Origin of the sequence: Ramlibacter humi, assembly GCF_004681975.1 — a bacterium.
In the GTDB taxonomy this organism is placed as follows: domain Bacteria; phylum Pseudomonadota; class Gammaproteobacteria; order Burkholderiales; family Burkholderiaceae_C; genus Ramlibacter; species Ramlibacter humi.
Map to the genome: position 1 here is coordinate 298,889 of NZ_SMLK01000002.1, position 12,405 is coordinate 311,293.

Sequence of the window (12,405 nt, forward strand, 5' to 3'; positions counted from 1 at the left end):
ATCAGTGCCCCCACTTCGCTGGGTTCACCCACCGCCCGCGTGCATTCGGATGCGACCTGCTCGCCAGCAACAACCCACCCGCCGCCGCCAGCGCACCCGCCGCCGCCAGCACCGTGCCCGTGCTCATCGCGCGCGCCATGCCGCCGGCCAGTTCGCCCGTGCGCGGGCCCACCAGCTGCATGCGGCGCCTGGTCATGTGCGCGCCCATTTCCGACAGCTGGCCGGAGAGCAGCCGCTCCGCCTTCGGCAGCAGCTGCGTCTCTTCGTCGGCCACGTGGTGCAGCACGGCCTGCATCAGCTCGAACAGCGTGTTGTCGAAAGCCGGGTCGGTGGACTGCAGCGCGCGCAGCTGCGCGATGAGCTCGCGCATGCGGTCGTGCTCGGGCTGCGCCTTCTCGGTGAACTCGTCGGGCGACACCTCGCGCAGCGCGGGGTAGAAGATTTCCTCTTCCAGCTGCGCGTGCACTTCCAGCGCCAGGCAGATGTTGTCGGCCAGGCCCTTCTTCACGCGCGGCGGCGTGTCCACCTGGTACTGGTGGAAGGCCGCGACCACGTGCGTGTGGTCCATGCGGATCATGTTGGTGATGCTGGGCGACATCCGGCTGAACATGCTGCTGCGTTCCATGGGTCCTTCCTTCGTTGGGCTGTGCCGATCTTGGCCGGCACGCCCCGCGCGCGCTGTAGGAACAGGGCGGTTTCCCGCCCCGGCCGTACGCCATGCGGCGTATTCACGCTGCCTCGGCCGCTGCCCAGAATGAACTCGTCCATCGGAATCCACCGCGCAGCGGCCCCGGCGGCAACCGTTTCCTTCGTGGTTCTTCCCAATCCTTTTCGGAGCGCAGCAATGCAAAGACGATTCACCCTCAAGGCGCTGACCGCCGCCGTGGCCCTGGCCGGCGCGGCCTCTTCATTCCCCGTGCTGGCGCAGTCCGGCGACACCATCAAGGTGGGCGTACTGCACAGCCTGTCGGGCACGATGGCCATTTCCGAGACCGTGCTGAAGGACACCGTCCTGATGGCCATCGAGGAGATCAACGCCAAGGGCGGCGTGATGGGCAAGAAGCTGGAGCCCGTGGTGGTGGACCCGGCGTCCAACTGGCCGCTGTTCGCCGAGAAGACCAAGCAGCTGCTGACCCAGGACAAGGTCGCGGTCATCTTCGGCTGCTGGACCAGCGTGTCGCGCAAGTCGGTGCTGCCGGTGGTGGAGGAACTCAACGGCCTGCTGTTCTACCCGGTGCAGTACGAAGGCGAGGAGCTGTCCAAGAACGTGTTCTACACGGGCGCCGCGCCCAACCAGCAGGCCATCCCCGCCGTCGAATACCTGATGTCCAAGGAAGGCGGCGGCGCCAAGCGCTTCGTGCTGCTGGGCACCGACTACGTGTACCCCCGCACCACCAACAAGATCCTGCGCGCCTTCCTGAAATCCAAGGGCGTGAAGGACAGCGACATCGACGAGAAGTACACCCCCTTCGGCCACAGCGACTACCAGACCATCGTCGCCGACATCAAGAAGTTCTCGGCCGGCGGCAAGACCGCGGTCATCTCCACCATCAACGGCGACTCCAACGTGCCGTTCTACAAGGAACTGGGCAACGCCGGCCTGAAGGCCAAGGACGTGCCGGTGGTCGCCTTCTCCGTCGGTGAAGAGGAGCTGCGCGGCGTCGATACCAAGCCGCTGGTGGGCCACCTGGCCGCCTGGAACTACTTCATGTCGCTGAAGAACCCGGCCAACGACGAGTTCACCAAGAAGTGGGCCGCGTACGCCAAGGCCAGGAACATCGCCGGCCACAAGGACAAGCCGCTGACCAACGACCCGATGGAAGCCACCTACATCGGCATCCACATGTGGAAGCAGGCGGTCGAGAAGGCCAAGTCCACCGACGTGGACAAGGTCATCGCCGCGATGGGCGGCCAGACCTTCAAGGCGCCGTCCGGCTTCACGGCCAAGATGGACGAGAAGAACCACCACCTGCACAAGCCCGTGTTCATCGGCGAAGTGAAGGCGGATGGCCAGTTCAACGTGGTGTGGAAGACGCCGGGCCCGGTGAAGGCCAAGCCGTGGTCGCCCTACATCGAAGGCAACGACAAGAAGAAGGACGAGCCGGACGGCAAGTCGAAGGTCTGACGCCGCCCCGTTCCTGGCGTCATTCCCGCGAAGGCGGGAATCCATGGCTTCCGTGTTCAACAGTCCGCGAAGGCGGACGCCATGGATCCCCGCCTCCGCGGGGATGACGCTCGGTGACGACACCAGAGGTGTCTGCGCAATGAGCGGCGTGCCGCTCATCCCACAGGTTCCTGCATGAAGAGACTTCTATTCCTCCTGGCCGCGGCGGCCTGCGTCCACGCGCATGCCTTGACCGCCGATGAAGCCAAGGCCATCGCCCTCGGCGAGACCGATGCCCGCATCGAGGCGCTGAACAAGGCGGTGACCACCGCCGACGACAAGACCGCCGCGTTTCTCCAGGCGCTTGGCGACGACGCGGTGAAGGCCGGCGGCGGCAAGGTGTTCATCGTCCAGGACGGCAAGGGCATCGACCCCGTCACCGGCCAGGCCGCCGAACTGCCTACTGATGCAGAAGACGTGGTCACCAACAACCGCATGCGCGGCGAGATCGACAGCGCGCTCGCCTCACTGAAGCTGTTCTCCACCGACGCGAAATTGCGCCGCGAAGCCGTGGCGGCGCTGCAGAAAGAGCCCGATGAGTCCAGGCTGCCGATGATCGAGAAGGCTTTCGCCGGGGAGCAGAACGCCGGCATCAAGGAGCAGCTGGGCCTGGTGCGCGCCGCGGCGCTGCTGGGCAGCAGCGACAAGGCCCGGCGGCTGGAAGCGGCGCAGCTGCTGGCCGGCAGCCGCAACGCCGCCACCAAGACGCTGCTGATCGACCGCCTGGGCAGCGAGCCGGAAGCCGACGTGAAGGCCGCGCTGCAGCTGTCGCTGCGGCAGGTGGAATCGCGCCTGGCCTGGGGCGATCGCCTCGGCGCCATCTTCTCCGGCGTGAGCCTGGGGTCCATCCTGCTGCTCGTGGCGCTGGGCCTGGCCATCACCTACGGGCTGATGGGTGTGATCAACATGGCGCACGGCGAGCTGATGATGATCGGCGCCTACGCCACGTACGTCGTGCAGGGCGTCTTCCGCAAGTACCTGCCCGGCGCGTTCGACTGGTACCTGGTGGCGGCGGTGCCGGTGGCTTTCGCGGCTTCGGCTTTCGTGGGCGCGGTGCTGGAGCGCGGCATCATCCGCTTCCTCTACGGCCGTCCGCTGGAGACGCTGCTGGCCACCTGGGGCATTTCGCTGGCACTGATGCAACTGGTGCGCACGATCTTCGGCGCGCAGAACGTCGGCGTGGAGAACCCCAGCTGGATGAGCGGCGGCGTGGCCGTGCTGGACAACCTGCAACTGCCCTGGAACCGCATCGTCATCGTCGGCTTCGCGTTCGCGGTGCTGGGCGGCATGGCCTTCCTGATCGCGAAGACCCGACTGGGCCTGTTCGTGCGCGGCGTCACGCAGAACCGGCCCATCGCTTCCTGCATGGGCGTGAACACGGCGCGCGTGGACACGTATGCGTTCGCACTCGGTTCCGGCATCGCGGGGCTGGCCGGTTGCGCGCTCAGCCAGATCGGCAACGTCGGGCCCGACCTGGGACAGGCCTACATCGTCGACGCGTTCATGGTGGTGGTGCTGGGCGGCGTGGGCCAGCTGGCCGGCACCGTCTACGCGGCACTGGGGCTGGGCATTCTCAACAAGTTCATCGAAGGCTGGGCCGGCGCCGTGCTGGCCAAGATCGCCGTGCTGGTGCTGATCGTGGTGTTCATCCAGAAAAGGCCGCAAGGGCTGTTCGCGGTCAAGGGAAGGAGTGCGGAGGCATGAGCGCGGTGATGGAAAGTGGCACTGCCGCGGATGGCGCCCTCTCCCGCGAGCGGGAGAAGGCGGGGGGTGAGGGTGGGGCGGGCGCGCAGAGCCCTCACCCCAACCCTCTCCCGCAAGCGGGAGAGGGAGTTCAGCTCCCGGCTTCCAAGCCGCTGCTCACGCTGAAAGGCTGGACCGCCTTCCTCGTCGCCCTGGCCCTCGTCTGCGCCGTCGCGCCGCTGCTCAACCTCGTCGTCCCCGAAGGCAGCGCGCTGCACATAGGCGACTACGCCGTCGCGCTGACGGCGCGCATCATGTGCTACGCCATCTGCGCGCTGGCGATGGACCTGATCTGGGGCTACACCGGCATCCTGTCGCTGGGCCACGGGCTGTTCTTCGCGCTGGGCGGCTACGCGATGGGCATGTACCTCATGCGCCAGATCGGCCGCGACGGCAACTACAAGAGCGACCTGCCGGACTTCATGGTGTTCCTGGACTGGAAGACGCTGCCCTGGCACTGGACCTTCTCGGACAGTTTCGTCGCCACCTGTCTGTTCATCGTCGCGGTGCCGGGCGTGGTCGCTTTCGTTTTTGGCTACTTCGCTTTTCGCTCGCGCATCAAGGGCGTGTACTTCTCCATCATCACCCAGGCCCTGACCTACGCGGCGATGCTGCTGTTCTTCCGCAACGAGACCGGTTTCGGCGGCAACAACGGCTTCACCGACTTCAAGCGCATCCTGGGCATCCCGCTGCAGACGCCGGGCATGCGCATGACGCTGTTCGTCATCACGGGCTGCACGCTGCTGGCGTTCTTCCTGCTGGCGCGCTGGCTGGTGAGCGCCAAGTTCGGCCGCGTGCTGCAGGCCATCCGCGACGCGGAATCGCGCGTGATGTTTTCCGGCTACAACCCCGTGGGCTTCAAGCTCGCGATCTGGACGCTGTCGGCCGTGATGTGCGGCGTGGCGGGCGCGCTGTACGTGCCGCAGGTGGGCATCATCAACCCGGGCGAGATGAGCCCGGCCAATTCCATCGAGATCGCGGTGTGGGCGGCGGTGGGCGGCCGCGGCACGCTGGTCGGTCCCATCGCCGGCGCCTTCCTCGTCAACGGCGCCAAGAGCTGGCTGACGGTGAGCGCGCCGGAGGTCTGGCTGTACTTCCTGGGCGCGCTGTTCATCGTGGTGACGCTGTTCCTGCCCGACGGCATCGCCGGGCTGGCGAAGAGGGTGTGGCAACGGAGGGCCGCGCGATGACGCCCGACCTGATGGAGGCGGGGGCGCGGCGCGCTGAGACCGCTAAGGCGGCAGCGGCCTCCGGCAAGACCGAATCCGGCGGGCGCGCCGCCGGTTTCGCCCGCCCGGTGCACGCGGGCGACGTGGACACCAGCCACGGCCGCATCCTGTACCTGGAAGACGTCAGCGTCAGCTTCGACGGCTTCAGAGCGATCAACCGGCTGTCGCTGGACATCGCACCGGGCGAGCTGCGCTGCGTCATCGGCCCCAACGGCGCCGGCAAGACGACGATGATGGACATCATCACCGGCAAGACGCGGCCCGACAGCGGCACCGTGTTCTTCGGCAGCACCATCGACCTGCTGCGCTACAAGGAGGCGCAGATCGCGCAGCTGGGCATCGGGCGCAAGTTCCAGAAGCCCACGGTGTTCGAGCAGCTCACCGTGTTCGAGAACCTGGAGCTGGCGCTCAAGACCGACAAGGGCGTGGGCGCGTCGGTGTTCCACAAGCTGGACTCCGCGCAATCCGACCGGCTGGCGCACGTGCTGCGCACCATCCACCTGCAAGCCGCCGTCAACCGCCTGGCCGGCACGCTGAGCCACGGCCAGAAGCAGTGGCTGGAGATCGGCATGCTGCTGATGCAGGACCCCAAGCTGCTGCTGCTGGACGAACCGGTGGCCGGCATGACCGACGACGAAACCGAACGCACCGCCGAACTGTTCCTGTCGCTGAAGGACCAGCACTCGCTGATGGTGGTGGAACACGACATGGGCTTCATCAAGACCATCTCAGACGGCACCAAGGTCACCGTGCTGCACGAAGGCTCCGTGCTCGCCGAAGGGCCGCTGGACGCCGTGCAGAACGACGAGCGGGTGATCGAGGTGTATCTGGGGCGATGAATGCGGACTCCCTTACGCAGAGGACGCGGAGGTTTCGCAGAGATCGCAGAGGAAATCCGATGATTCCCTTTCTTCTTTTGTCTCCGCGTCCTCTGCGAAACCTCTGCGATCTCTGCGTAAGGGAGTCCGCTCCCGCTTCCAAATGCTGACCGTCAAGAACATCAACCAGTACTACGGCGGCTCGCACATCCTGCGGGACGTCAGCCTCGAAGCTACGGCCGGACAGGTCACTGTGGTCCTGGGCCGCAACGGCGTGGGCAAGACCACGCTGCTGAAGTCGCTGATGGGGCTGGTGCCCGTCAAGTCCGGCAGCATCGAACTGGCCGGCCAGCCGATCCAGTCGTGGACGCCGTACCAGCGCGCGCGCGCCGGCATCGGCTTCGTGCCGCAGGGGCGCGAAATCTTCGCGCGGCTGACGGTGGAAGAGAACCTGCGCATGGGCCTGGCCTACCGGTCCGCCGGCACGGCCATTCCACCGGAGCTGTTCGAGCTGTTCCCGGTGCTCAAGCAGATGCTGAACCGCCGCGGCGGCGACCTTTCCGGCGGCCAGCAGCAACAACTGGCCATCGCGCGCGCGCTGGCGGCCGGCCCGAAGCTGCTGGTGCTGGACGAGCCCACCGAAGGCATTCAGCCCAGCATCATCAAGGACATCGGGCGGGTCATTCGCATGCTGGCCGACCGCGGCGACATGGCCATCGTGCTGGTGGAGCAGTACTACGACTTCGCGCGCGAACTGGCCGACCGCTACGTGGTGATGGAGCGCGGCGAAGTCATCGCGCGCGGTGAAGGCAAGGCCATGGAAGCCGACGGCGTCCGGCAGCTGGTCGCCATCTGACGACAGCCGCGTCGTCCGCCGCTGACCTCGTCTTACGCGCCCGCCCGACCGTGCTGCCCGCGGCAGCGCGTTACCTTGGGGGCATCGAACAACTCTCCAAGGAGATTCAAATGCCTGTCATCCTCTGGCTTCTGGGCGTCCCGCTGACGGTCATCGTTCTGCTGCTGCTCTTTCACGTGATCTGACGCGCAGGCCGCGGTTCGCCGCGGATGAAGCGAAGACCCGGTCCCGGCTCAGGGCCGGGTCTTCGCTTTTTCCAGCTGTTCCAGCGAGTTGCCGGACTGCTCGCCGCGGTTGCCTTCGGGCACTTCGCCGGCCGAGGCGGTGCCGGGCGTTTCCTTCGAGCCCTGGTTGGAATAGGGCTGCCGGCCCGTGACGCGGGCGTGGCCCATCGGCGGCTCGGCCTGCCGGCCGGAGCCGCCTTCCCAGTTCACTTCGTTGCGGTAGCCGTGCCGCGCCTTCGGCTCTTCCTTGTTGCCCGGTTCCGGTACGGGCGCCTGGTCCTTCATGCGAAATCTCCGTGCAGGCCTCTGGGGGCCGCGCACGCGGCAGAAGTGCCGCGCGCAAACGCTCCAAGGCTAGCGAAGGGAGGAGGGGCCGCTGTAGGACGTCGCCTCGACTCGCGCCGTTGCGCGGATCGAGGCGAGCGCGGATGAACTTTCGTTCCCGCCTGGAGCCGTTGCGCTATTGCGCCGGCCGCATCGGCTGCATGGGCTGCAGCTGCGAGGGTTGCGACGGCGACGGCACCAGCAGCACCGGGTCGGACGTCTTGGGCTCGATCGTGACTTCGCTCTGGCCGGGCGGCATGACCACCGTCTCGACCTCGCGCAGCACACCGCCCGAAGCGACGCTGCCGCTCACGGTGCCGTAGCCCATCACGCGGGCCTCGCACGCGGCCTTGTCCTCGCCCGACAGCGGCTGGCAGCGGGCGCGGGCGTTGGCCTGGTACTGCGTGCCGTCCTTGTCGAGGGTGCCGCGCTGCTTGTCGGCGCGGGCGTTGCGCGCCTCGCGCAGGCAGGTGTCGATGCTCTCCTGGGTCTGGCCGCTGCGGCAGGCCTGGACTTCGGACTGGTAGTTGCCGGTGGCATCGATGCCGGTGGAGCCCGGCGAGCCGGTGGCCACCTGGGCAGTGGCGGCGGTCACGGCCAGCAGGGACGCGGCAGCGAAAGACACCAGGCTCCGGCTTTGGCGCGGGGACAGTTTGGCTTTCATGCGGATCTCCTTGCGTTTCTGCAATGCCGTCACTCTAGGTTCCGGCTCGCCCGGGGCCTGCCGGAGGAAGCACCCGATGCGCGGCAGAACGCTGCCGCGCAGGCCGTAGGAGCGCGCTGGCAAGCAGGTGCCTGCGGGCTTACATGGACCACAGCCGGGGCCGCGTGGGGGCCAAGCGCCACAGCAGCGGCCGCCAGGCGGCACGGATGGCTTGCAGCAGGCCCATTGCAGGCTCGACGAGGGGCGCCAGCACGCGCACCACCACCATCTCATCGCAGGGGCAGGTGGCGCCTGACTGTGCCGCGAGCGGATGGGCTTCGATGATCTCTCGTGCGATGGACAAGGCCTGCTCACGCCTGTCGCGCGTCAATGCCGAGCCGGCGGCGAAGAACAGCGTCGCCAGGCAGCGGTGGCCGGCAAGGCCGAGCGGGCCGTCCATCAGGCGCCGGTTCGCGGCCTCGATCAGGCCGCGGTCCAGCCAGCGGTCGTTCAGCGAAAGCTGCTGCAGCAGGCTGCCGCTCGCGAAAGGCTGGCCCGCCGCGGGCAGGCCGAGCGCCGCGACGTCCCATCCCAGGCACTCCGCGCCGGCCGTGAGTTGGAGGTGAAGCCCGTTGCGCGCGTTCGCGCCGCTGTAGCAGATGGCTTCCAGCGGCAGCCATTCGAATCGCGCGCCTTCCGCCAGTTCGATGCGCGTGCGCTGCGTGGCCGCAGGCCCTTCGGAGCGGTAGAAGCGAGATGCGCCCGGCGTGGTGAGCAACCCGTGCGCACCGGCGCCCACGTTCACCTGCACGTCCAGTTCGTCGCCGGCCACCAGCCCGCTGGGCGGATGCACCAGCACGTTGTGGCAGATCGTGTCGCCCTCGGGGTAGAGCGTCTGCAGGATGCGCAGCGGGCCTTCGTGCTCGAAGCGCGCGACGCTGCGCGCGCCTTCGCGGCGCACGTCCAGCCGCAGCCGCGCTTGCCATGCCATCGCCTCAGTGTCCCTGCGAGCCGCGGTGCGCCCATGCGGTGGTGTGGCGCTCGATCCAGCTGAAAGCCTCGTACATCGCCATCGCCATCACGCTGATGGCCACCAGCCCGGCGAAAGCCAGCGGCATGCGCTGCTGGCTGCCCGCGGTCTGGATCAGGTTGCCGATGCCCGAGTCGCCCGCCGTCATCTCGGCCAGCACCGTGCCGACGAAAGCCAGCGTGATGGCGATCTTCAGCGAGCCGTAGAAGTAGGGCATGGCGCGCGGCAGGCCCACCTTCACCAGCACGTCCCAGCGCCTGGCGCCCAGCACGCGCAGCACGTCTTCCAGTTCCGGTTCCAGCGTGGCCAGGCCGGTAGCGATGTTCACCATGATCGGGAAGAACGAGATCAGGAAGGCGGTGAGGATGCCGGGGCCGATGCCGATGCCGAACCACACCACCAGGATCGGCACGATGGCCGCCTTGGGCACGGCGTTGAAGCCCACCATCAGCGGATACACCGCCGCGTACGCCAGGCGCGACGACCCGATCAGGAAACCGAGCAGCACGCCGGCGGCGATGGACAGGGCGAAGCCCACCATCGTCATCCAGAACGTGCTCCACGCCGCCGTGAGCAACGGGCCCTTGAACTCGGCGAACTGCTGCGCGATCTGCCACGGGCTGGGGAAGATGAAGTCCGGCACCTGGAAGGCCGTCACGCCGGCCTGCCAGACGACGACGAACACCGCGGCCAGCAGCACGGGCGCCCAGCGCTCGAAATGCTTGTCCGGTTTCACTGCGCGATCTCCGAACCGGATTTGCGCATGGCGCCGATGTGACCGCGCAGTTCCAGCACGATGTCGGTGAACGCCTTGGTGTAGGTAATCTCCAGCTCGCGCGGGCGCGGCAGGTCGATGTGCTTCTTCACCACGAAGCGGCCGGGGCTGCGGCTCATGACGTACACCGTGTCGGCCAGGAACACCGACTCGCGCAGGTCGTGCGTGACCAGGATGACGTTGAACCGCTGCTCGGTCCACAGGTCGCGCAGGATGCACCACAGCTCTTCGCGCGTGAACGCGTCCAGCGCGCCGAACGGCTCGTCCAGCAGCAGCATCTTGGGTTCGTGGATCAGCGCGCGGCAGATGCTGGCGCGCTGCTGCATGCCGCCCGACAGCTGCCATGGGAACTTGTCTTCGTAGCCCGCCAGGCCCACCTTGCGCAGCAGCGCGCGGGCGCGCTCCTCGAACTCGGCGCGCTTCGCCTTGAACTGGCCGCGGTACGGCTCGACGATCTCCAGCGGCAGCAGAACGTTGTCCACCGTCGTGCGCCAGGGCAGCAGCGAAGGCGCCTGGAAAGCCATGCCCGAGATCTTCAGCGGACCGGTGACCGGCTGGCCGTCGATGCGGATGCGTCCGCGCGAAGGCGGGCGAAGGCCGGTGGCCAGCTTCATGAAGGTGGACTTGCCGCAGCCCGAAGGCCCGACGATGGCGATGAACTCGCCCGTGCCCACCTGCAGGTTGATGGCCTCGACCGCGAACTGCCCGGCGGCGTGCAGTTCATCGTTGTAGGCCAGCCAGACGTCGCTGAAGTCGATGAAGGGTTGGGGTGACATGGCAATGACGGATGACTTCGCCGCTGGCGCGGCGTCAATGACAGATGACGAATGGCCCGGGGTCATCCGTCACTCGTCATTCGTCATTTCTTCGGCGGCAGCACGTTCAGCTCCGCCTTCGCAGGCAGGAAGCTGCCGTTCCACACCGTGTCGGGATTCACGCGCGTCTTGGTCGCGAAAGCGTCGGACACCTGCGACGCCATCAGCGACAGGCGGCCCGGGTTGACGGTGCCGAAGCCTTCGGCGCGCGCGTCGGGGCTGGCGATGACGGCGTCGATGGCCATGCGCAGGCGGCGCTTCTCCAGCGCGGTGTCGATGATGCCGTCGCGCTGCTTGACGTAGTCGATGGCGGCGTCGGGGTTGGCCATCACCTCCTTCGCGCCCTTGGCGAAGGCGGAGAGGAAGGCTTTCACCGCCGCCGGGTTGTCCTTGATCAGCTTGGGCGACGCGATGATGACGTTGCCGTACAGCTTCACGCCGAAGTCGGCGTACGGCAGCGTGACCACGTCCTGCAGCTTCACGCCGCGCGCTTCCAGGTTGAGCAGCGAGGTGAACGAGAAGCCGGTGATGGCGTCCAGGTCGCCGCGCGCCAGCATGGTTTCGCGCAGCGGCGGGTCCATCGACACCCAGGTGACGTTGGCGATGCCGTTGGCTTTCTGGAAGATGGGGAAGCCGCGGCGGCCGGCGTCGAACACGGGCGCGCCCAGCTTCTTGCCGTTGAGGTCGGCCGGCGACTTGATGCCCGACTTCTTCAGCGCCATCACCGCGGCCGGCGTGTTGTTGTAGACCATCATCACCGCCACCGGCTTGTTGGGCGCGTCGGGGTTGTTGGCGTGGAACTCCATCAGCGCCGCCATGTCGGCGAAGCCCATGTCGTACGCGCCGGAAGCCACGCGCTGCACCGCGGCACCGGAGCCGGTGCCGGCGTCCACCGTGACGTCCAGTTTCGCGTCCTTGAAGTAGCCCTTGGCCACCGGCTGCAGGAACAGCGCCGCGGGGCCCTCGAAGCGCCAATCGAGCTGGAACTTGATCGGGGTCACCGGCTGCGCGGCAGCGTGGGGCAGGGCGCCTGCCAGCGAGGCGGCGGCGAGGGCTTGCAGGAACAGTCGTTTCGTCATGGTCGCTTTGTGTCTTCGTGATGCTGTGGAGCAGGGGAAGCAAGAAGGGTGCCGATGAGCATTTCACCGCGTGCATGCGGGTCCGTGGCACCGGGATTTCCCCCGCCTGCGCGGCCGCCCGCAAAGGCCGGGAAGAGGTAGGGGTTGTCTGACGTCCCGTGGCGAAGGGTGCGCACGGTGAGGCTGTGTGCCCGACTACGCCTGCGCTACACAGCCAGAACCATATTGGCTTCTACCCGCTGCCGGTCAGGGTGGCAGGGGGTCGGGAAGCCCACCCGGGCCTCTCCGGCCGGCTATCAACAAAAGGCCGTTCGCGGCCTCAAGGAGTGCATCATGGGCTTTCTCATCTGGTTGATCGTGGGTGGTATCGTGGGCTGGCTGGCCAGCCTGATCATGCGGACCGACGGCCAGCAGGGCATCCTGCTGAACGTCATCGTGGGCATCATCGGCGCCTTCATCGGCGGGTGGGTGATCTCCCCGATGGTGGGCGTCGGCACCATCAACGAGGGCATCAGCATCGGTTCGGTCCTGGTGTCGCTGGTCGGCGCCGTCATCCTGCTGGCCATCGTCAACCTGTTCCGCCGCGGCCGGGTGCGCTAAGGCTCGCGGAGAAATCGCCGCGCGATTTCTCCGTGTTTCATGGCCAGTTGAAAAAGGCCGGGCAAAGCCCGGCCTTTTTCAATGGGTGGTCGCGCTGCATGTTAT

The 12,405-nt window shown here is 67.4% G+C and carries 13 protein-coding genes; 6 read left to right on the forward strand and 7 right to left on the reverse strand.

The genetic code is table 11. The features are described from left to right. Position 1 precedes the first annotated feature (1 nt). Positions 2-625: a hemerythrin domain-containing protein gene (locus EZ216_RS08840; protein WP_239024319.1), complete on the reverse strand. Its 624-nt coding sequence runs from the start codon at positions 623-625 to the stop codon at positions 2-4. A gap of 219 nt (positions 626-844) precedes the next feature. Between EZ216_RS08840 and urtA the strand changes: the two genes are divergently transcribed. From urtA to urtE, 5 genes are all read left to right on the forward strand, one after another. After that, positions 845-2,125, forward strand: a complete 1,281-nt coding sequence (gene urtA / locus EZ216_RS08845; RefSeq protein WP_135249377.1) for an urea ABC transporter substrate-binding protein — start codon at positions 845-847, stop codon at positions 2,123-2,125. Between the two features lie 174 nt (positions 2,126-2,299). Further along, positions 2,300-3,868 carry an urea ABC transporter permease subunit UrtB gene (gene urtB, locus EZ216_RS08850; protein WP_135249378.1) on the forward strand — a complete coding sequence of 523 codons (1,569 nt, stop codon included), beginning with the start codon at positions 2,300-2,302 and terminating at the stop codon, positions 3,866-3,868. Positions 3,869-3,876: 8 nt separating this feature from the next. Further along, a complete protein-coding gene (gene urtC, locus EZ216_RS08855) occupies positions 3,877-5,097 on the forward strand; it encodes an urea ABC transporter permease subunit UrtC (RefSeq protein WP_135249379.1) in 1,221 nt (406 codons plus the stop codon). Further along, positions 5,094-5,975 (forward strand): urea ABC transporter ATP-binding protein UrtD, encoded by an 882-nt coding sequence (urtD, locus tag EZ216_RS08860; RefSeq protein WP_135249380.1) that lies wholly within the window; start codon positions 5,094-5,096, stop codon positions 5,973-5,975. The genes urtC and urtD overlap by 4 nt, the downstream gene beginning before the upstream one ends. 142 nt (positions 5,976-6,117) lie before the next feature. Then, complete coding sequence (gene urtE, locus EZ216_RS08865) at positions 6,118-6,810, forward strand: urea ABC transporter ATP-binding subunit UrtE (RefSeq protein ID WP_135249381.1); 693 nt, start codon at positions 6,118-6,120, stop codon at positions 6,808-6,810. A 233-nt stretch (positions 6,811-7,043) separates the two neighbouring features. On the opposite strand, the gene EZ216_RS08870 is transcribed toward urtE, so the two are convergent. From EZ216_RS08870 to EZ216_RS08895, 6 genes are all read right to left on the reverse strand, one after another. Beyond that, positions 7,044-7,319, reverse strand: a complete 276-nt coding sequence (locus tag EZ216_RS08870; protein ID WP_135249382.1) for a hypothetical protein — start codon at positions 7,317-7,319, stop codon at positions 7,044-7,046. Positions 7,320-7,494: 175 nt separating this feature from the next. Further along, a complete protein-coding gene (locus tag EZ216_RS08875) occupies positions 7,495-8,022 on the reverse strand; it encodes a hypothetical protein (RefSeq protein WP_135249383.1) in 528 nt (175 codons plus the stop codon). A 139-nt stretch (positions 8,023-8,161) separates the two neighbouring features. Next, entirely contained in the window at positions 8,162-8,992 is an 831-nt protein-coding gene (locus tag EZ216_RS08880) for an urease accessory protein UreD (protein WP_135249384.1), read from the reverse strand. 4 nt (positions 8,993-8,996) lie between these two features. Continuing rightward, positions 8,997-9,767, reverse strand: a complete 771-nt coding sequence (locus EZ216_RS08885; RefSeq protein ID WP_135249385.1) for an ABC transporter permease — start codon at positions 9,765-9,767, stop codon at positions 8,997-8,999. Then, positions 9,764-10,582: an ABC transporter ATP-binding protein gene (locus EZ216_RS08890; RefSeq protein ID WP_239024320.1), complete on the reverse strand. Its 819-nt coding sequence runs from the start codon at positions 10,580-10,582 to the stop codon at positions 9,764-9,766. The genes EZ216_RS08885 and EZ216_RS08890 overlap by 4 nt, the downstream gene beginning before the upstream one ends. Before the next feature lie 83 nt (positions 10,583-10,665). Next, on the reverse strand, positions 10,666-11,700 hold the full coding sequence (locus EZ216_RS08895; RefSeq protein WP_135249387.1) for an ABC transporter substrate-binding protein: 1,035 nt from the start codon (positions 11,698-11,700) through the stop codon (positions 10,666-10,668). Positions 11,701-12,033: 333 nt separating this feature from the next. On the opposite strand from EZ216_RS08895, the gene EZ216_RS08900 reads away from it, so the two are divergent. Beyond that, the gene (locus EZ216_RS08900; RefSeq protein ID WP_135249388.1) at positions 12,034-12,300 is read left to right on the forward strand and encodes a GlsB/YeaQ/YmgE family stress response membrane protein; all 267 of its coding nucleotides are present in this window, start codon (positions 12,034-12,036) and stop codon (positions 12,298-12,300) included. Positions 12,301-12,405 lie beyond the last annotated feature (105 nt).